The 19,187-nt window shown below is 60.0% G+C and carries 15 protein-coding genes; 6 read left to right on the top strand and 9 right to left on the bottom strand.

Features of this window, described 5'->3' with window-relative positions; all coding sequences use genetic code 11:
* Nucleotides 1-27: 27 nt before the first annotated feature.
* The 3 genes from CXF97_RS11340 to CXF97_RS11330 all read right to left on the bottom strand — a co-directional run bounded on the left by CXF97_RS11340 (nucleotide 28) and on the right by CXF97_RS11330 (nucleotide 2,390).
* Nucleotides 28-894 (bottom strand): carboxylate/amino acid/amine transporter, encoded by an 867-nt coding sequence (locus tag CXF97_RS11340; RefSeq protein WP_101158573.1) that lies wholly within the window; start codon nucleotides 892-894, stop codon nucleotides 28-30.
* A 328-nt stretch (nucleotides 895-1,222) separates the two neighbouring features.
* Entirely contained in the window at nucleotides 1,223-1,822 is a 600-nt protein-coding gene (locus tag CXF97_RS11335) for an FMN-dependent NADH-azoreductase (RefSeq protein ID WP_101158572.1), read from the bottom strand.
* 253 nt (nucleotides 1,823-2,075) lie between these two features.
* Nucleotides 2,076-2,390, bottom strand: coding sequence for a 3-phosphoglycerate kinase (locus tag CXF97_RS11330; protein WP_101158571.1), 315 nt, complete (start codon nucleotides 2,388-2,390; stop codon nucleotides 2,076-2,078).
* A 49-nt stretch (nucleotides 2,391-2,439) separates the two neighbouring features.
* On the opposite strand from CXF97_RS11330, the gene CXF97_RS11325 reads away from it, so the two are divergent.
* The 4 genes from CXF97_RS11325 (at nucleotide 2,440) to CXF97_RS11310 (ending at nucleotide 6,669) form a co-directional block, all read left to right on the top strand.
* Nucleotides 2,440-3,363, top strand: coding sequence for a LysR family transcriptional regulator (locus CXF97_RS11325; protein WP_101158570.1), 924 nt, complete (start codon nucleotides 2,440-2,442; stop codon nucleotides 3,361-3,363).
* A gap of 14 nt (nucleotides 3,364-3,377) precedes the next feature.
* Nucleotides 3,378-4,181 carry an alpha/beta fold hydrolase gene (locus tag CXF97_RS11320; RefSeq protein WP_101158569.1) on the top strand — a complete coding sequence of 268 codons (804 nt, stop codon included), beginning with the start codon at nucleotides 3,378-3,380 and terminating at the stop codon, nucleotides 4,179-4,181.
* A gap of 3 nt (nucleotides 4,182-4,184) precedes the next feature.
* Complete coding sequence (locus tag CXF97_RS11315; RefSeq protein ID WP_041478824.1) at nucleotides 4,185-4,748, top strand: peptidylprolyl isomerase; 564 nt, start codon at nucleotides 4,185-4,187, stop codon at nucleotides 4,746-4,748.
* Between the two features lie 88 nt (nucleotides 4,749-4,836).
* On the top strand, nucleotides 4,837-6,669 hold the full coding sequence (locus tag CXF97_RS11310; protein WP_101158568.1) for an ABC transporter ATP-binding protein: 1,833 nt from the start codon (nucleotides 4,837-4,839) through the stop codon (nucleotides 6,667-6,669).
* An 84-nt stretch (nucleotides 6,670-6,753) separates the two neighbouring features.
* Here the strand turns inward: CXF97_RS11310 and CXF97_RS11305 are convergent, their stop codons facing one another.
* Nucleotides 6,754-7,878, bottom strand: a complete 1,125-nt coding sequence (locus CXF97_RS11305; protein WP_101158567.1) for a GNAT family N-acetyltransferase — start codon at nucleotides 7,876-7,878, stop codon at nucleotides 6,754-6,756.
* 281 nt (nucleotides 7,879-8,159) lie between these two features.
* Between CXF97_RS11305 and CXF97_RS11300 the strand changes: the two genes are divergently transcribed.
* Nucleotides 8,160-9,482: a putative porin gene (locus tag CXF97_RS11300; protein ID WP_101158566.1), complete on the top strand. Its 1,323-nt coding sequence runs from the start codon at nucleotides 8,160-8,162 to the stop codon at nucleotides 9,480-9,482.
* Nucleotides 9,483-9,659: 177 nt separating this feature from the next.
* Here the strand turns inward: CXF97_RS11300 and CXF97_RS11295 are convergent, their stop codons facing one another.
* The 5 genes from CXF97_RS11295 to aceK all read right to left on the bottom strand — a co-directional run bounded on the left by CXF97_RS11295 (nucleotide 9,660) and on the right by aceK (nucleotide 18,032).
* Nucleotides 9,660-9,899, bottom strand: a complete 240-nt coding sequence (locus CXF97_RS11295; RefSeq protein ID WP_101158565.1) for an anti-sigma factor — start codon at nucleotides 9,897-9,899, stop codon at nucleotides 9,660-9,662.
* Nucleotides 9,893-10,504 carry an RNA polymerase sigma factor gene (locus CXF97_RS11290; protein ID WP_101158564.1) on the bottom strand — a complete coding sequence of 204 codons (612 nt, stop codon included), beginning with the start codon at nucleotides 10,502-10,504 and terminating at the stop codon, nucleotides 9,893-9,895. Before CXF97_RS11290 ends, CXF97_RS11295 begins: the two co-directional genes overlap by 7 nt.
* Nucleotides 10,505-10,639: 135 nt before the next feature.
* Nucleotides 10,640-11,761: a beta-ketoacyl-ACP synthase III gene (locus CXF97_RS11285; protein ID WP_101158563.1), complete on the bottom strand. Its 1,122-nt coding sequence runs from the start codon at nucleotides 11,759-11,761 to the stop codon at nucleotides 10,640-10,642.
* A gap of 321 nt (nucleotides 11,762-12,082) precedes the next feature.
* On the bottom strand, nucleotides 12,083-15,994 hold the full coding sequence (gene hrpA, locus CXF97_RS11280; protein ID WP_101158562.1) for an ATP-dependent RNA helicase HrpA: 3,912 nt from the start codon (nucleotides 15,992-15,994) through the stop codon (nucleotides 12,083-12,085).
* A 316-nt stretch (nucleotides 15,995-16,310) separates the two neighbouring features.
* A complete protein-coding gene (gene aceK, locus CXF97_RS11270; protein WP_101158561.1) occupies nucleotides 16,311-18,032 on the bottom strand; it encodes a bifunctional isocitrate dehydrogenase kinase/phosphatase in 1,722 nt (573 codons plus the stop codon).
* Between the two features lie 214 nt (nucleotides 18,033-18,246).
* Between aceK and CXF97_RS11265 the strand changes: the two genes are divergently transcribed.
* Nucleotides 18,247-19,155, top strand: a complete 909-nt coding sequence (locus CXF97_RS11265; protein ID WP_101158560.1) for a DMT family transporter — start codon at nucleotides 18,247-18,249, stop codon at nucleotides 19,153-19,155.
* The last annotated feature ends 32 nt before the right edge of the window (nucleotides 19,156-19,187 follow it).

Genomic DNA, 19,187 nt, shown 5'->3' with positions numbered 1-19,187 from the left:
TCCCACAGGGGATTTATCAGCCAGACGTTATGCGGTGGCCGGGGATTTGCGGATGCCCAATCGGCTGATCCACACGGCCGCCAGAATCACACTCCCTCCAAGGAACAATCTCCCCAGTTCCTCATGCTGATTCCAGATCAACAGATTCAACAACAACCCCACCGGCACATGCAGGTTGTTCATCACCGCCAACGTGCCGCCGTTGACCATGCACGCGCCCTTGTTCCACCAGTACAAACCCAATGCCGTCGACACCAGCCCGAGGAACAGCAACACGCCCCATTGCAGCGGCGCTTCCGGAAGAAAGTTCGACTTGCCGAACAGCAGAAACGCCGGCAGCACCACCGCCAGTGCGCCGAGATAGAAATAGCCGAAGCGCCGGTAATGCGGCAGATCACTCGGATGTTTTGCCACCAGATGCTTGTACAACACCTGCCCGGCAGCGTAGGTGAAGTTGGCCAGTTGCAGCAGCAGGAAGCCTATGAAGAAGTCAGGACTGATGCTGTCGAACCGAATCACCGCCGCACCGCCGACTGCGACCAGCGCAGCAATCAGTGCCCACGGATTGAAGCGGCGGTTCAGTGCGTCTTCGATCAGCGTCACGTGCAGCGGCGTTAGAATGGTGAACAGCAAAACCTCCGGCACCGTCAGCACGCGGAAGCTCAGGTACAGGCAGACGTAAGTCACACCAAACTGCAGCGCGCCGATCAGCAACATGCCACGCATGAACGCTGGCTCCACCGAGCGCCAGCGCGTCAACGGAATAAACACCAGCCCGGCCAGCACTACGCGCACCAGCACCGCGAAGTAACTGTCGACATGCCCGGCCAGGTATTCGCCGATCAGACTGAAGGAAAACGCTTGGATCAGCGTGACAAAAAGTAGATAGCCCATGCTCGCCTCGAAAATCGAATGGCGGCGACGATAGCGGTTTTTACTTTCTGGAACCAACACAAATCCCCATGTAGGAGCTGCCGCAGGCTGCGATCTTTTGATCTTGTTTTTTTAAAATCAAAAGATCGCAGCCTGCGGCAGCTCCTACAGAGGGATTGTTTGAAGCAGAAAATATCGCAGGCAAAAAAAAGCCCGATCTCGCTAAAGCGTTCAATCGGGCTACAGCACTCAGGAGCAAAAGTGCAAAGGGAGGTTCGATGCGCGTGGGACCTTGAAGGGGTTGCGCCAGGTCACTTAAACAATCGGCGATTATCTGGCGATTAACATATCAGGCGACTTGGGACAGCTTGGCGTTGGCCTGATTCAGGCCCTTCTCCTGGAAGTCGCCACCCAGATTCATGCCTTCGGCGTGAATGAAGGTCACGTCATTGATGCCGATGAAACCCATCACCTGCCGCAGGTACGGCTCCTGATGATCCGCCGGACCACCGGCATACACACCACCACGCGCAGTCAGCACAAAGGCACGTTTGCCGCCGAGCAGGCCTTGCGGACCGGTCTCGGTGTACTTGAAGGTCACGCCGGCACGCAGTACATGGTCAAGCCAGGCCTTGAGCGTGCTCGGAATAGCAAAGTTGTACATCGGTGCCGCCATTACCAGCACATCGGCGGCGAGCAGTTCATCAGTCAATTGGTTGGAGCGATCCAGCGACGCTTGCTCGCTGTCGTTGCGCTGCTCGGCGGGTTTCATCCAGCCACCCAGCAGGTTGGCGTCCAGATGCGGCACCGGGTTCACGGCGAGGTCACGCACGGTGATCTGATCGGCAGGGTGCGCGGCTTTCCACTGAGCGATGAACGTCTGGGTCAGTTGTCGGGAAACCGAGTCTTGCTGGCGGGCACTGCTTTCGATGATCAGAACGCGGGACATGCTGTGTAGCCTCCATCCGAATATGTTGTAGGTCGATGGAGTGAAGGTTAAACAGAGCCTATTCGATGAAAAAGCGCAAATATCCGCTGTAATCCATCGATTAATTCGTTTATAAGCTAAACCTATGTTCCCGTGTGGGAGCGGGCTTGCTCGCGAAGGCGAAGTTTCAGCCACATCATCTTTGAATGACACACCGCCTTTGCGAGCAAGCCCGCTCCCACAATAAATCCAGTGTCGTTCAATGGATCCGGTGTTATTTCGGGGTGCAAGTCAGTTTGATCCGCAGTTTGATGATCTCGCGGGTGAACTTGGCCGTGGCGTTTTTATGTTTGCCCGCCGGGACATCGATGCTGCGTGTGCGTGGCGCTTCCGGCCCATTGCTGAACACCGCACGGCAGGTCGCATCGACATCACCATAGTTGGCCACCCGGATCGAGCCGATGTCGTTGTCGGTATCGAACGTCTCGTAATCGATCTTCATGCCATTGAGATCCTTTTGCACATCGATCGGATAGGCAAACGCGGTCAACGGCAGCAGCGCCAGCAGCACACAACAGAATTTTTTCATTCGGCAGTCTCCATGAGGGACGGCCAGCTTAGGACAAGAGGAGCTATTGATGAAAGCGCCCCGCGTGACCCTTGATCAATGGCGAACGTTGCAGGCCGTGGTCGACCACGGCGGTTTCGCCCAGGCCGCCGAGGCCCTGCACCGTTCGCAATCGTCGGTGAGCTACACCGTGGCGCGCATGCAGGATCAGCTCGGCGTGCCGTTGCTGCGCATCGACGGCCGTAAAGCCGTACTCACCGAGGCCGGCGGCGTGTTGCTGCGCCGTTCCCGGCAACTGGTGAAACAGGCCAGTCAACTGGAAGACCTTGCCCATCACATGGAGCAAGGCTGGGAAGCCGAAGTGCGGCTGGTGGTGGATGCGGCCTATCCGAGCGCGCGGATCGTCCGCGCTCTGACCGCGTTCATGCCGCAGAGTCGCGGCTGCCGCGTGCGTCTGCGCGAAGAGGTGTTGTCGGGCGTCGAGGAAGTGCTGCTTGAAGGCGTGGCGGATCTGGCTATCACCGGCCTGAGCATTCCGGGCTACCTCGGTGCGGAGTTGAGTGATGTCGAGTTCGTCGCCGTCGCCCACCCTGATCACCCGCTGCACCGGCTCAATCGCGAACTGAGCTTTCAGGATCTGGAAACCCAGATGCAAGTGGTGATCCGCGACTCCGGCCGCCAGCAGCCGCGTGATGTCGGCTGGCTCGGAGCCGAACAGCGCTGGACCGTCGGCAGTCTCGCCACCGCCGCGACCTTCGTCAGCAGCGGCCTGGGTTTTGCCTGGCTACCGCGACACATGATCGACCGGGAACTGAAGGATGGCTCGCTCAAGCTGCTACCGTTGGATCGGGGCGGCAGGCGCAACTCCAGCTTTTATCTGTATTCGAACAAGGACAAACCGCTGGGGCCGGCCACACAAATCCTCATTGAGCTGTTGCGCACCTTCGACACCTTGCCGCTGGACGCACCGTTCGCCGCCCCCGAACAAGCCTGACACGGAGCTCACCGATGGCGTATTTCGAGCACGAAGGTTGCAACCTGCACTACGAGGAATATGGCCACGGCGCGCCGTTGCTGCTGGTTCACGGGCTCGGTTCGAGCACACTGGACTGGGAAATGCAGATCCCCGCGCTGGCCGCGCACTACCGGGTCATCGTCCCGGACATTCGCGGCCACGGGCGCTCGGACAAACCCCGCGAGCGCTACAGCATTGCCGCATTCAGCGCCGATTTGTCGGCCTTGATCGAACACTTGCGTCTCGGTCAGGTGCACTACGTCGGGCTGTCGATGGGCGCGATGATCGGCTTTCAGCTGGCCGTTGATCAGCCGCAAGCGCTCAAGAGCCTGACCATCGTCAACAGCGCACCTGAGGTCAAATTGCGCAGCCGCGACGATTACTGGCAGTGGTTAAAACGCTGGAGCCTGATGCGCCTGCTCAGCCTGGAAACCATCGGCAAAGCCCTCGGCAGCAAACTTTTCCCCAAACCGGAACAGGCCGACCTGCGACGAAAAATGGCCGAGCGCTGGGCAAAAAACGACAAACGTGCTTATCTCGCCAGCTTCGATGCGATCGTGGGCTGGGGCGTTCAGGAACGACTTTCCCGGGTGTCCTGTCCAACGCTCGTCATCAGCGCCGACCGTGATTACACACCGGTGGCGTTAAAAGAAACCTATGTAAAACTGTTGCCGGATGCGCAGCTGGTGGTCATTGCCGACTCGCGTCATGCCACCCCGCTCGATCAACCCGAACGTTTCAATCACACGCTGCTGGATTTTCTCGCCTCAGCCGACCTTCACTCTCAGGATCACTGACCCATGCTGAAAAAACTCGCCCTCGCCGCCGGCTCCGTACTGTTTGCCGCCAACCTGATGGCTGCTACCCCGGCCAAGGCGCCCCACGTGCTGCTGGACACCACCAACGGCCAGATCGAAATCGAACTGGACCCGGTCAAGGCACCGATCAGCACGAAGAACTTCCTTGAATACGTCGACAGCGGCTTCTACAACAACACCATTTTCCACCGCGTGATCCCGGGCTTCATGGCTCAGGGCGGCGGCTTCACCCAGCAGATGCAACAGAAAGAAACCAAAGCGCCGATCAAGAACGAGGCCAGCAATGGCCTGCACAACGTTCGTGGCACCCTGTCGATGGCGCGTACTTCCAACCCTGATTCGGCGACCAGCCAGTTCTTCATCAACGTTGCCGACAACGCATTCCTCGATCCGGGCCGTGACGCTGGTTACGCGGTGTTCGCCAAAGTGGTCAAGGGCATGGATGTCGTGGACATCATCGTCAACTCGCAGACCACCACCAAAAGCGGCATGCAAAACGTGCCTGTCGACCCTGTGATCATCAAGTCGGCCAAGCGCATCGACTGAGTTTCGCCGGGCATATCGAGCGGCGCCGGGCTGAGCCTGCGCCGCTCGCACTGATAAAAGGAGAGCCCGGATTCCGGGCGGTTATCTGATGCTCTATCGCCGTTTCGAACAACTGATCGATATCTTCCGCGACGCCCCGACGGCGTCTCCCCCAGACCGCGTCTGGCCCTTCTACGTTTATTACCTGAAACAGGTCTGGCCGAGTTTCGCCGCCCTGCTCGTCATCGGCTTGTTTGCCTCCCTGATCGAAGTGGCGCTGTTCAGTTACCTGAGCCGCATCATTGACCTTGCACAAGGCACGCCCAACCCGAATTTCTTCAGCGACCACGCCCTCGAATTGACCTGGATGCTGGTGGTCGCTCTGGTGCTGCGACCGATCTTCTTTGCCCTGCACGACCTGCTGGTGCATCAGACCCTGAGCCCGGGCATGACCAGCATGATCCGCTGGCAGAACCACAGCTACGTGCTCAAGCAGAGCCTGAATTTCTTCCAGAACGACTTCGCCGGGCGCATCGCCCAGCGCATCATGCAGACCGGCAACTCGCTGCGTGACTCTGCCGTGCAGGCGGTGGACGCCCTGTGGCACGTGGTGATCTATGCGATCAGTTCGCTGGTGTTGTTTGCCGAGGCCGACTGGCGCCTGATGATCCCGCTGCTGACGTGGATCGTCGCCTACATCGGCGCGCTGTATTACTTCGTTCCACGGGTGAAGGAGCGCTCGGTGGAAGCCTCTGACGCGCGCTCGAAACTGATGGGGCGCATCGTCGACGGCTACACCAACATCGCCACGCTGAAACTGTTCGCCCACACCAACTTCGAACAGCACTACGCCAGGGAAGCCATCGAAGAACAGACCGTCAAAGCGCAAATGGCCGGTCGCGTGGTGACCAGCATGGACGTGGCAATCACCACCATGAACGGCTTGCTGATCGTCGGCACCACGGCGCTGGCGTTGTGGCTGTGGACGCAGTCGCTGATCACCGTCGGCGCGATTGCCCTGGCCACCGGCCTGGTGATTCGCATCGTCAACATGTCCGGCTGGATCATGTGGGTGGTCACCGGGATCTTCGAAAACATCGGCATGGTTCAGGACGGTCTGCGCACCATCTCGCAACCGGTCAGCGTCACCGACCGCGAGCAGGCCAAACCGCTGGCCGTGGCCTCGGGCGAAGTGCGTTTCGAGCACGTGGATTTTCACTACGGCAAGAAGAGAGGCATCATCGGCGACCTCAATCTGACGATAAAACCAGGGGAGAAAATCGGCTTGATCGGCCCGTCCGGCGCCGGCAAATCGACCCTGGTCAACCTTCTGCTGCGCCTGTACGACGTCGAGGGCGGGCGCATCCTGATCGATGGCCAGAACATCGCCGAAGTCGGCCAGGAAAGCTTGCGCGAACGGATCGGCATGATCACCCAGGACACCTCCCTGCTGCACCGTTCAATTCGCGACAATTTGCTCTACGGCAAACCCGACGCCACCGACGCCGAGCTGTGGGAGGCGGTGCACAAGGCGCGCGCCGATGAGTTTATTCCGCTGCTGTCCGACGCTGAAGGCCGCAGCGGTTTCGATGCGCATGTTGGTGAGCGCGGGGTGAAACTGTCGGGCGGCCAGCGCCAGCGCATCGCGATCGCGAGAGTGCTGCTCAAGGACGCACCGATCCTGATCATGGACGAAGCGACCTCGGCCCTGGATTCGGAAGTCGAAGCGGCGATTCAGGAAAGCCTCGAAACGCTGATGCAGGGCAAAACCGTGATCGCCATTGCCCACCGCCTCTCGACCATCGCACGCATGGACCGCCTCGTGGTGCTGGAGAACGGCCGGATCGCAGAGAGCGGCACCCACGCTGAACTGCTCGCCCATCGTGGCCTGTATGCGCGATTGTGGGCGCACCAGACCGGAGGCTTTGTCGGCATCGATTGATGCCCTCAAGATCGAAAGATCGCAGCCTTCGGCAGCTCCTACACCGGTTCCTGTAGGAGCTGCCGAAGGCTGCGATCTTTTGCTTTATGTTTGGCGATAAGGCAACGCGGTGCGGGCCTCTTCGGCATACGCCAGAACCCCGGCGCGCTCTTGCTGAAGGAAATCCTTCACCGCCGCTTTCAAACCCGGGTGGCGCAGGTAGTGCCAGGAATGGGTGATCACCGGTTCAAAGCCGCGAATCAACTTGTGCTCGCCCTGCGCCCCGGCGTCGAAACGCTGGATACCGTGGGCAATCGCGTAATCCATGCCTTGATAGAAACACGTCTCGAAATGCAGCCGATCGAACTCGGCCAGGCATCCCCAGTAGCGCCCGTAGAAACTGTCACCACCGACCAGACTGAACGCCATCGCCACCGGCCGTGAGCCCTGTTTGGCCAGGACCACCCGAATCGCCTCGGGCATGCGTTCGGCCAACAGGCTGAAGAATTCACGCGTCAGGTACGGCGCCTGACGCCGCACCGCGTAAGTATTGGCATAGCAGGCGTAAACGAAATCCCACTGTGCCTCATCCAGTTCACGCCCTTGCAGCCATTCAAAGTCAAAGCCCTGCCCCGCCACCTGCTCGCGCTCCTTGCGCATCTGCTTGCGCTTGCGTGAACTGAGGGCGTCGAGGAAATCCTGAAAATCGCGGTACGCACGGTTCTGCCAGTGATATTGACAGCCGATGCGCTGCAGCCAGCCCGGCTGCTCGGCCATCGCTGCATCGGTGAAGGGATCGGTGAAATTGATGTGCGCGCTGGACAGTTCTTCGATCTGCAGATACCCGGGCAAGCTCTTGAGCAGTTCGAAACCGTCCTCGACCTGCGCCGCCAGCAAGCGCGGACCGCTGACCGGGCTGAAGGGCACGGCGGTCAACAGTTTGGGGTAGTAATCGATGCCGGCACGGGCGCAGGCGTCGGCCCAGCCGTGATCGAAGACGTACTCGCCGTAGGAATGCCACTTGCGATAACTGGGCAGCGCGGCAACCAGTCGATCACCTTCGATATGCAGCAAATGCTCGGGTTGCCAGCCCGAGTGCGGGCCGACACTGGCGCTGTCTTCCAGCGCGCTGAGAAAGGCGTGACGCAGGAACGGCTGGTTGTCCGGCACCAGCGCATCCCAAGTGGCCGGGGCGATTTCCGACAGGTTTTGCAGACGTTGCAACGGCATTCACTGGCACTCCACAGCTTGGCGACAAAGCCCGGCGAGTATCGCTGATCGCGACCCCGTTGCACACGCTCAATCGGCCGACAGTGCTCTAACTCAATAGTTCACGCCTGATACGCATCGTCATCATCTTGCCATCACCGTGCCACCGCTCTGTCATAAACCATCGCGATACTGGCGCCTGTTTTTAGAGCGTCGGGTTCTAACCCGGCCACAGTTTTCCGACCTTCGTGTCGGTTGTGCCCAGGATGGTTCAGCCATCCCCTTCATCTTCGGAGATTGCTATGCGTCTTGCTTCCACGAAAACTGCAGCGGCCCTGTGCGGCGGCTTGTTGCTGGCCATGAGCGTTCCGGCCAGTGCTGCAGTCGACGCCAAACTGCTCGACATGCTCAAGGCCAACGGGTCGATTTCCCAGGCGCAGTACATCGAGCTGCAAACAGAACTGGCCAAGGATCAGAAGGCTCAGCAGATCGCCCAACAGGCGCAGCAGGAAACCAACGAACAAGTGGCGGCGGTCGCCAAGAAGAGCAACGAACAGAGCCTGTTCGACCAGAAACTGGCTTGGGCGGCCAAGACCCAGTTCAAGGGCGATGTGCGCATCCGTCAGGAAACCATCAAGATCGACGGCGAGCCGAACAACGGCGGCCGCGACAAGGATCGCCAGCGCATCCGTGCCCGTCTGGGCGCCTACACAGAAATCAACCCGCAAGTCGACACCGGCATCCGTATTGCCACCGGCGGCGGCGACGATGCCCGTTCGACCAACCAGGACCAGGACAACTACTTCGACAAGAAGCAGATCTGGCTCGACCTCGGCTACATCGATTACCATCCCGACCAGATCAAGAACCTGCACATCATCGGCGGCAAGATGCTGCAACCGTGGGTCAGCATGGGCGACGTGATCTGGGACAGCGATATCAACCCGGAAGGTCTGGCCGTCACCTACAAGTATCCATTGGGCGGCAGCGCCGAGCTGTTTGGTAGCCTGGGTAACTACAACCTCAAGGACAACGTTGACGGCGACGGCGTGCAATTCCGCCACGACCTGCGCCTGACCGCTGGCCAACTGGGCAGCCGCTTCAACATCACTGACAACCTGAAAATGACCGTAGGCGGCAGCGTTTACGCTTATCAGAACGACGAAGACAGCCGTTGCACCGGCACCTCGACGCCGTGCGCCCTGGCCGTCAACGGCAACTCGGCCAACAATGAATTCCGTCTGTATGAAGGGTTCAGCCAGGTCGACATTGGCGGCCTGCCGATGCCACTGTCGTTCTACGGTCAGTACGTGAAGAACAATGATGCCGTGACCGATCAGGACACCGCATGGTTGCTCGGGGCCAAGTCGAAAGTGTTCGGTTTCAACCTCGATTACAACTATCGCGATGTACAGCGCAACGCCGTGGTCGGCGCCTTCACCGACTCCGACTTTGCCAACGGCACCACCGGTTCGCGCGGGCACAAGTTCAAGGTCGGTTACGACATCGACAAGAACTTCGCCGTCGGCGCTACGTACTTCCTGACCAAGGCCGACTTCGCCAGCCGCAGCCAGCGCGATGCAGATGCCAACACCCTGCAGCTGGATGCTGAAGCGAAGTTCTAAAAAATTGATAGCCCGGTGCGGGCGGGACGATCCCCATCATCCGTTCGTTTCGTTCGCACTGGGTTATTTCTGCAGGATGCAAAAAACCCCTGTAGGCGCTGCCGAAGGCTGCGATCTTTTGGTCTTGATCTTAAAAGCAAGATCAAAAGATCGCAGCCTCGTTTCACTCGACAGCTCCTACAGGGGGTTGTCTTTTCGTCGTTGCTCAGCCAGGCGTTCAGCCAAAGCATCGACGTTCTCGTCCGCTTGTTCCGGCAGCGCCTTCAGGGTTGCCTGCATCAAGCGCATCTGCCGCATGAAACGCCGGCAATTGGGGCAGAACATCAGGTGATGACGCACCATCAGTTTTTCCCGAAAGCTCAATTGGCCTTCTAGATAATCGCTGGATCGTGCCACTTGCTCCTTGCAGGTCAACATTCCCCTGTCTCCTCAAAATGTTCCACGGTTGCAAAGACCTTCAAGCGTGCCCGGTGCAGCAGCACGCGGACATTGGAGAGCGAGATCTCCAGAAGATTACAGATCTCTTCCAGCTCCAGGCCTTGACGTTCGCGCAACAGCAAGACACTGCTCTGCAAGTCGGAAAGACTCAGCAATGTATGCTCGAGGCATTCGCGCAGTTCGTTTTCAGTCAGGAGCGCTTCGGGGGTGTCCTGGTGCCAGGCGAACGGCGCGACCAGCCAGTGACCGTCGCGCGAAGAAAACCGCTCGTCGTCGATAGAGCCGTGAGGAGATGGCAGGTCATCAAGCAGTACTTCCCGGCGATTGAGCTTGTAGCGACTCTTGGCCGAATTGGCGGTGATGGTCAGCAGCCAGGTCTTGAGGCTGGAGCGGCCCTCGAAACTGGCCAGATGGCGCACTACCGACAGCCAGGCATCCTGCACCACTTCTTCGACATGCCGCTGGCCGACAATCGCATAAGCCACTGCGCGCATGGCGCTCTGATACTGGACGACCAATTCCTTGAAAGCCTTTTGCTCTCCCGCCAGCAAGCGTTCGAGCAGTTGGGTGTCGTCAGCCGCCATCCATCAATCCCCTTGTGCGGATTTCGAAAATGAACGCGGCAGGTATTTACCTGCCGCGATTTCCGAAAAATTACAGCGTTTCAGCCGCTTCGAATCCAGGAAAGATCGACGCGATTAAGAGGAAATTAACGTGTTTCAACGTTTACGCAGCAACACGCTGCCAATTGAGTAGCCGGCGCCGAACGAGCTGAGCACCGCCAGCGAACCGGAGGCCAGGTCATCCTGATATTTGTGGAAGGCAATCACCGAACCGGCCGAGCTGGTGTTGGCGTAGCTGTCGAGAATCACCGGCGCTTCTTCTTCGCTGGCTTCGCGGCCGAGCAGCTTGCGCACGATCAGGTGGTTCATGCTCAGGTTGGCCTGGTGCAGCCAGAAGCGCTTCACGTCGCCAACGTTGAGCTGGTTCTCCTCCAGGTGCTCGCCAATCAGCTCGGCGACCATCGGGCAGACGTCCTTAAACACTTTGCGGCCTTCCTGCACGAACAGTTTGTCGCGGGCACCGATGCCCTCTTCTGCTGCCCGATTGAGGAAGCCAAAGTTGTTGCGGATGTTGTTGGAGAACTTGGTCAGCAGTTTGGTACTGACCACGTCGAACTGGTACTTGGACGTCGCCAGATCGGCCCGCTCGATGATCACCGCAGTCGCGGCATCGCCGAAGATGAAATGGCTGTCGCGATCACGGAAGTTCAGGTGCCCGGTGCAGACCTCCGGGTTGACCATCAGGATCGCCCGCGCCTGACCCAACTGCACGCTGTTGGCGGCGGCCTGGATGCCAAACGTCGCCGAAGAGCAAGCCACGTTCATGTCGAAGCCGAAACCTTCAATGCCCAGAGCTTCCTGGACTTCGATGGCGATGGCCGGGTAGGCGCGTTGCAGGTTGGAGCAGGCCACGATCACGCCATCGATGTCGGCGGCGGTTTTGCCGGCCCGTTGCAAGGCTTGTTCAGCCGCGCCGACGGCCATCTGGCAGAGCACCGACCACTCGTCGTTGGAACGCTCCGGCAGGCGCGGGGCCATGCGTTGCGGATCGAGGATGCCGTCCTTGTCCATGACAAAACGGCTTTTGATGCCCGAGGCTTTTTCTATGAATGCCGCGCTGGATTCGGTCAGGGCCTGGACTTCACCGCTGGCAATGGCCTCGGCGTTGTCGGCGTTGAACTGGGCGACATAGGTATTGAAAGACTGCACCAGCTCTTCGTTGGAAATGCTGTTGGCCGGTGTGTACAGGCCGGTGCCGCTGATGACGACGTTATGCATGGTCGTTTCTCTAATCTGTTCAGGCAGAAAGTGCTGGAACCGTCGTACCAACACGCAAAGGGTCTATTCCCATCCGGGGGACGCAAACCTGGCATCGTTTTATTGCGCGGCGCGACACGGCCAAAGGCTCTGGGTCGCGAAACCGGCGTTTATGGTGGCGAAGTTTGCCATAAACCCAGCGTTTTGGCGCCATTCTCCTGCTCATCGCGATCCCTGTAGGAGCTGCCGAAGGCTGCGATCTTTTGATCTTGATCTTTAAAAAGCAAAATCAAAAGATCGCAGCCTTCGGCAGCTCCTACAGGATCGTTGCAAGGCGCGAAGTCAGGGTTCGACCTGGCTCCACTGTTTGCTCAGGCGTTTGTCGGAGATCGGCACTTTCGTCCCCAACTGCTGGGCGAACAGCGACACGCGGTATTCCTCCAGCCACCAGCGGTACAACTCCAGTTGCGGATCGCGCTTGCCTTCCTGCGCATGCTTGGCCGCGCGGGCCTGGTATTGCGCCCATAGTCCCGCGAGTTCGCCGCTCCAGACCCGATCCTTCTGCACTTGCGCACCGAGTTTCTCGAAACGCTGCTCGACCGCTTTCAGGTAACGCGGCAACTCCTTGAGCCATTGCATCGGCGTCTCTCGGACGAAGCCCGGATAGACCAGATTGCCGATCTGCTGCTTGATGTCGTTGAGCGCAACCGCCTGGGCGAGATCGATCTTGCCCTTGAAGCGTTTTTGCAGGCCGTGCCAGATCTTCAGGATTTCCAGGGTCAGACGCGCGACACGCTCGGCGTGTTCGGTCCAGTTGCCGCGTTTGCGCTCGGCCAATCCCGCCAACCCGGCGCCGTCACGGGGCAACGGCTCTTCGCCTTCGAGAATGCAACTGTCGAGGCTCGCCAGCAGAATGTCTTCGACCAGCGCATCGACGCGGCCCAGTTCGCGATACAGCAGGCCCAGTTCAGTCTGCCCCGGCAACTTGCCACGCAGGAATTTAGCCGGCTCGGCCAGTTGCTGCATGAGCAGGCGCTGCAAGGCGCGACGGTGCTGAAACTCGGCTTCGGCCGGGGTCGAGAAGCGCCCTTCCTTGACCGTGCCGCCCTCTTCCACCAGCGCCGGGTACACCGTCATCGACAACCCGGCGATCTTTTGCTGGGTCTTTTCTGCCACCGGCGCGAAGACTTTTGCCTCGACCGGTTGCTGACTTTTCGCGCTCTGTGGCACCGCCAGCGCGGCTTGGCTGGCTTCGGCGAAGCGTGCGGTCAGCTCAGCCAGATCGCGACCTTCGCCGAGAAACTTGCCTTGGCCGTCGACGATTTCCAGATTCATGCGCAGGTGGCTTTCGACCTGCTGCGCGGCTTCCGCCCACGCCTCATCACTGACCCGTGCGCCGGTCATGCGCAGCAGCTCGCGACCGAGTGCTTGCGGTAGCGAACCTTCGGCGAAAGTCATGCGCTGCAACGCGGCTTTGATGAAGTCCGGCACCGGCACGAAATTCTTGCGCAGGGCTTTTGGCAGGTTGCGCACGAGGGCAATGCACTTGGCCTCGATCAAGCCTGGCACCAGCCATTCCAGACGCTCCGGCGGGAGCATCGGCAGCAGCGGCGCCGGCACGCGCAGGGTTACGCCATCGCGCGGGTGATTGGGTTCGAAATGGTAAGTCAGCGCCAGCTCCAGATCGCCGAAGTGCAGCGTGTCCGGGTAATCACGGGCGGTGACTTCGCTGGCCTCGCGGGCCAGCACGTCTTCTTCGCGCATGATCAGCAACTGCGGGTCTTTCTGGCTGTTGACCTTGTACCAACTGTCGAACGTCGCGGTCTGATGGATCTCCGCCGGCAGGCGTGCATCGTAGAACGCGTAGAGGGTTTCTTCGTCGGCGAGAATATCGCGCCGGCGAGCCTTGGCTTCCAGTTCGTCGAGCTGCTCGAGCAGTTGCTTGTTGGCTGTGAGGCACTTGGCCCGCGACTGAATCTCGCCGCGTACCAGACCTTCGCGGACAAACAGCTCACGCGAGACCACCGGATCGACCGGGCCGTAATGCACCGGGCGGCGACCGACGACGATCAGCCCGAACAGGGTGATCTGCTCGAAGGCCACGACCTGGCCGCGCTTCTTTTCCCAATGCGGTTCGAAGTGGTTTTTCTTGATCAGATGCCCGGCCAGCGGCTCGATCCAGTCGGCGTCGATCTTGGCGACCATGCGTGCGTAAAGCTTGGTGGTTTCCACCAGTTCGGCGGTCATCAACCACTGCGGGCGCTTCTTGCCGATGCCCGACGACGGATGAATCCAGAAGCGCCGCTGCCGCGCGCCGAGGTAATCGCCGTCTTCGGTTTTCTGGCCGATCTGGCTGAGCAGACCGACCAGCACCGCTTTGTGCAGCTTCGGATAATCCGCCGGCTCTTTATTCAGGCTCAACTGCATGTCGCGGCAGATCAGGCTCAACTGGCGATGCGAATCACGCCACTCGCGCAAACGCAGGTAATTGAGGAAATTTTTCCGGCACCAATTGCGCAGCGGGTTGGCGGTCAGCGCCTGGCGCTGCTCTTCAAAACCACGCCACAGATTGACCAGCCCCGCGAAATCGGAATCCGGATCCTTCCATTGTGCATGGGCCTGATCCGCCGCTTGCTGACGCTCCGGCGGACGCTCGCGCGGGTCCTGAATGGACATGGCGCTGGCGACAATCAGCACTTCCTGCAGACTGCCAAGTTTGGCCGCTTCCAAGAGCATGCGGCCCATGCGCGGGTCGACCGGCAAGCGCGCCAACTGGCGACCAAGCGGCGTCAGCTGACTGTTGCGATCGACCGCCGACAATTCTTGCAGCAGGTTGAAACCGTCACTGATCGCCTTGCCGTCCGGGGGTTCGATGAACGGGAACGCGGTAATTTCGCCGAGGCGCAGATGAAGCATCTGCAGGATTACGGCGGCGAGGTTGGTGCGCAGGATTTCCGGGTCGGTAAATTCCGGACGCCCGAGAAAATCCTCTTCGCTGTACAGACGCACGCAGATGCCCGGCTCGACCCGCCCGCAACGACCTTTACGTTGATTGGCGCTGGCCTGGGAAATCGCTTCGATCGGCAAGCGCTGGACCTTGGCCCGATAGCTGTAGCGACTGATGCGCGCGGTGCCGCTGTCGATCACGTAGCGAATGCCCGGCACGGTCAGGGAGGTCTCGGCAACGTTGGTCGCCAGCACCACGCGGCGGCCCGGGTGCGACTGGAAAATCCGCTGCTGCTCGGCCGGCGACAGACGCGCGTACAGCGGCAGGATTTCGGTGTGCTTGAGCTGGGCCTTGCGCAACATGTCGGCGGCGTCGCGAATCTCGCGCTCACCGGGCAGGAACACCAGCACGTCGCCGGGGCTGCGGCGTTCGCTGCGCTCGTGCGCGGCAATTTCGTCAAGGGTGGCCAGGATCGCCTGGTCGACGGTGAGGTCGTCCTCGACCCGGTTGCCTTCTTCGTCCTGCTCCAGCGTCAGTGGCCGGTACCAGGTTTCCACCGGGAAAGTGCGGCCCGATACTTCGACGATCGGCGCGTCATCGAAATGCCTGGAGAAGCGCTCAAGATCGATGGTCGCCGAGGTGATGATGACCTTCAGGTCCGGGCGCCGGGGCAGCAGGGTTTTCAGATAGCCGAGGAGGAAATCGATGTTGAGACTGCGTTCGTGGGCTTCGTCGACGATGATCGTGTCGTAGCGTTCCAGATAGCGGTCGTTCTGGGTTTCCGCGAGCAGGATGCCGTCGGTCATCAGCTTGATCAGGGTGTTGGCATCGCTCTGATCTTCGAAGCGCACCTGATAGCCGACCAGCGACCCGAGCGGTGTGCCGAGCTCTTCAGCAACGCGACTGGCGACGCTGCGCGCGGCGATCCGGCGCGGCTGGGTATGGCCGATCAGGCCGTGCTGGCCACGGCCGATTTCCAGACAGATCTTCGGCAACTGGGTGGTTTTGCCCGAGCCGGTTTCGCCCGCAATGATCAGCACCTGATGTTGCTCCAGGGCCTTTTTGATCTCGTCGCGCTTGGCCGCGATCGGCAAACTGTCGTCGTAACGAATCACCGGCAGGCTCGCGCGGCGCGCCAACACTTGGTCACAGGACGCCTGCATCCGCGCCACCCACTGTGCCAGTTTGGCCTCGTCAGGTTTCTTGCGCAGCTCAAGCAACTGCCGCCGCAGCCGGTGACGGTCGGCGAGCATGGCGTGATCGAGGTTTTTCAGCAGTTTGTCGATGGAGGGCGATTCGTCGGTCATCGGGTAGGCAATTCGGTCGTCTATTTGTGCAGGGGGCGATTGTCGCAGATTTGCCTGCAGTTGACCTGCTTCCCCTGTAGGAGCTGCCGAAGGCTGCGATCTCTTGATTTTGCTTTTGAAGATCAAGATCAAAAGATCGCAGCCTTCGGCAGCTCCTACAATGGGTTGTTACTCGTTATCGCGGCCCTTAGTGATCGTTCCCACGCTCCGCGTGGGAATGCAGCCGGGGACGCTCCGCGTCCCAGAAGCGGACGCGGAGCGTCCGATGAGGCATTCCCACGCAGAGCATGGGAACGATCAGGTGACCGACCAAGCGTTACTCACTATCGCGGCCCTTGCGCCGGTATGGAAAGACGTCGATGACCTTCCCGGCCCGAATCGCTTCCTGCAAACCCTTCCAGTAATCGGCGTCATACAACTCGCCATGCAGCTGATCAAACAATTTGCGCTGCCCCGCATCGGCGAACAGAAACGGCGGAAACTCTTCGGGAAACACATCCAGCGGCCCGATCGAGTACCACGGCTCGGACGCCATTTCATCTTCCGGCGTGCGCGGCGCGGGGATGTGGCGGAAGTTGGCTTCGGTCAGGAAGCAGATCTCGTCGTAATCGTAAAACACCACCCGCCCGTGACGGGTGACGCCGAAATTTTTCAGCAGCATATCGCCGGGAAAGATATTCGCCGCTGCCAGCTGCTTGATCGCCAGACCATAATCCTCCAGCGCTTCGCGCACCTGCGCGTCGTTGGCGTTTTCCAGATACAGGTTGAGGGGGGTCATCCGGCGCTCGGTCCAGCAGTGACGGATCAGCACGGTTTCGCCTTCGACCGAGACCGTGGACGGCGCCACCTCAAGCAATTCCTCCAGACACGCCGGATCGAACTTGCTCAGTGGAAAACGGAAATCGGCAAACTCCTGGGTATCGGCCATGCGCCCGACCCGGTCGACGCTCTTCACCAGGCGATATTTTTCGATCACCGTGGCGCGGTCGACGTTTTTCGACGGTGAGAAACGGTCCTTGATGATTTTGAACACCGTGTTGAAACCCGGCAGGGTAAACACGCTCATGACCATGCCGCGCACGCCCGGCGCCATGATGAACTGATCGTCGGTGTTGGCCAGATGATTGATCAGGGCACGGTAAAATTCGGATTTGCCGTGTTTGTAAAAACCGATCGAGGTGTACAGCTCGGCGATGTGCTTGCCCGGCAGAATCCGCCGCAGGAAGCCAATAAATTCGGCCGGCACCGGCACGTCGACCATGAAATACGAACGGGTGAAAGAGAAGATGATCGACACATCGGCTTCGTCGGTAATCAACGCATCGATCTGAATGCCCCGACCTTCGCGGTGCAACAGCGGAATCACCAGCGGCCATTGCTCATCACGGGTGTAGATGCGCCCGACCAGATACGCGCCCTTGTTGCGGTAGAGCACCGAGGAAAACAGCTCGACGCTCAGTTCCGGGTCCTTGCAGACCCAGTCCGGCAGGTTTTCGCGCAATTGCGCTTCGAGCCGCAACAAGTCGGCAGGCAAATCGGCGTAATTCTCGCTGAAGCGGTAGTCGGCAAACATGCTCGCGAGCATGGCCGACAACTGGCCCTGCGGCTTGTAGGTGCGGGTCTGCGCGGCGCGTGCACGGCGCAGGCTCGGGCGCGTGGTGTGGATGAACATGCAGCCGTCGCTGATCAGGTCGTGGCTGAACAGCCCGCAGAAAATCGAGTTGTACCAGGTTTCGGACAGCTCATCGTCAAAGCGCAGGTCAATCACACTGATGTAGGCGCTTTTCACCAGGGGCCAGCAACTGACGTTCATTAGGGTTTCTTCGTCGAAATACTCGCGCAGGCGAGCGACGGTTTCGCCGACCTTTTCTTCATACAGACTGATCCGCGCCGCTGACGCGGCCTGCGCCTCCTGCCAGCGCGCCTGTTCGAAGCGCTCCCGCGCGCCATCGGTGATGCGGCGGAAATGCTCGCGGTAATCGTCGAAGCCGGCGAGGATCATCCGGGCGATCTCGGTGGCTGGCCATTGCTGCGACATAGGTGAAACCTCGGCGGGAATTCGGTTCGTCTGAGCTTAGTCACCGAACCACTCGCAGGAAAAGCGCAATTTCTGCCAAAACCGATACAGGGCTGACCGTTGACGCGCTTTCTCGTGCCGACACCCCGGCAGGCAGAATTAAATGCCTGATTAGCGGTTGCCATGATCCGGACGCTCGGCAACACTCTCGTCCCGATCAAGGAAGGAGCCCGCCGTGAGCCCTGTCGATATTTTCCGTATGTTGTCGCTGGCCGCTATCTGGGGCGCGAGTTTTCTGTTCATGCGCATCATTGCCCCAGTGATCGGCACGATCCCGACCGGTTTTTTTCGCGTGTCCATCGCGGCGGCCGGACTGCTGGTGATCCTTGGGCTGATGCGCATCAGCTGGGATTTCAAGGGCAAGCTGAAAACCGTGATGTTGCTGGGCGTGATCAACTCGGGGATTCCGGCGACGCTGTATTCGGTGGCCGCACAAGTGCTGCCGGCTGGGTATTCAGCGATTTTCAACGCCACCACGCCGCTGATGGGCGTGCTGATTGGCGGGTTGTTCTTCAGCGAAAAGCTCACAGTCGCGAAGCTCGGCGGCGTATTTCTCGGCCTGTTCGGCGTCGGCGTGCTCATGCGCGCCGGTCCCGTAGCATTCGACCTGCAATTGCTGATGGGCGCGGTCGCCTGCCTGCTGGCGACGACGTGTTATGGCTTCGCCGGATTTCTCGCACGGCGTTGGCTGGATCAGGCCGGTGGGCTGGACAGCCGTTTATCGGCACTGGGCAGCATGCTCGGGGCCACCTTGTTTTTGCTGCCGCTGTTCGCCTTCAGCGTGATCACTGCGCCGCCGGCCAGTTGGGGCGGCTGGCAGGTCTGGCTGTCGCTGCTCGGTCTGGGTCTGGGCTGCACGGCGTTTGCCTACATCATTTATTTCCGCCTGCTCAGCTCGATCGGTCCGGTGAAATCGATGACCGTCACCTTCATGATTCCGCCGTTCGGCGTGTTATGGGGCGCGCTGTTGCTGGATGAGCCGTTGTCGATGGCGCACATTTATGGCGGGGTGCTGATTGCGGCAGCGTTGTGGCTGGTGTTGAAGCCGGCGGTGGTGAAGCCTGCCGAGATGGTAAATCGGTAATCCGCTTTGTTGGCAAAATCGCCATCGCGGCA

The sequence above is a fragment of the Pseudomonas sp. Choline-02u-1 genome, from assembly GCF_002836515.1.
In the GTDB taxonomy this organism is placed as follows: Bacteria; Pseudomonadota; Gammaproteobacteria; order Pseudomonadales; family Pseudomonadaceae; genus Aquipseudomonas.
This window is presented reverse-complemented; position numbering and strand designations above follow the sequence as displayed.

Bases quoted from the DNA above. Each gene is read 5' to 3' on its own strand.
- CXF97_RS11340 (WP_101158573.1), bottom strand. From the start codon at position 894: ATGGGCTATCTACTTTTTGTCACGCTGATCCAAGCGTTTTCCTTCAGT.
- CXF97_RS11335 (WP_101158572.1), bottom strand. From the start codon at position 1,822: ATGTCCCGCGTTCTGATCATCGAAAGCAGTGCCCGCCAGCAAGACTCG.
- CXF97_RS11330 (WP_101158571.1), bottom strand. From the start codon at position 2,390: ATGAAAAAATTCTGTTGTGTGCTGCTGGCGCTGCTGCCGTTGACCGCG.
- CXF97_RS11325 (WP_101158570.1), top strand. From the start codon at position 2,440: ATGAAAGCGCCCCGCGTGACCCTTGATCAATGGCGAACGTTGCAGGCC.
- CXF97_RS11320 (WP_101158569.1), top strand. From the start codon at position 3,378: ATGGCGTATTTCGAGCACGAAGGTTGCAACCTGCACTACGAGGAATAT.
- CXF97_RS11315 (WP_041478824.1), top strand. From the start codon at position 4,185: ATGCTGAAAAAACTCGCCCTCGCCGCCGGCTCCGTACTGTTTGCCGCC.
- CXF97_RS11310 (WP_101158568.1), top strand. From the start codon at position 4,837: ATGCTCTATCGCCGTTTCGAACAACTGATCGATATCTTCCGCGACGCC.
- CXF97_RS11305 (WP_101158567.1), bottom strand. From the start codon at position 7,878: ATGCCGTTGCAACGTCTGCAAAACCTGTCGGAAATCGCCCCGGCCACT.
- CXF97_RS11300 (WP_101158566.1), top strand. From the start codon at position 8,160: ATGCGTCTTGCTTCCACGAAAACTGCAGCGGCCCTGTGCGGCGGCTTG.
- CXF97_RS11295 (WP_101158565.1), bottom strand. From the start codon at position 9,899: ATGTTGACCTGCAAGGAGCAAGTGGCACGATCCAGCGATTATCTAGAA.
- CXF97_RS11290 (WP_101158564.1), bottom strand. From the start codon at position 10,504: ATGGCGGCTGACGACACCCAACTGCTCGAACGCTTGCTGGCGGGAGAG.
- CXF97_RS11285 (WP_101158563.1), bottom strand. From the start codon at position 11,761: ATGCATAACGTCGTCATCAGCGGCACCGGCCTGTACACACCGGCCAAC.
- hrpA (WP_101158562.1), bottom strand. From the start codon at position 15,994: ATGACCGACGAATCGCCCTCCATCGACAAACTGCTGAAAAACCTCGAT.
- aceK (WP_101158561.1), bottom strand. From the start codon at position 18,032: ATGTCGCAGCAATGGCCAGCCACCGAGATCGCCCGGATGATCCTCGCC.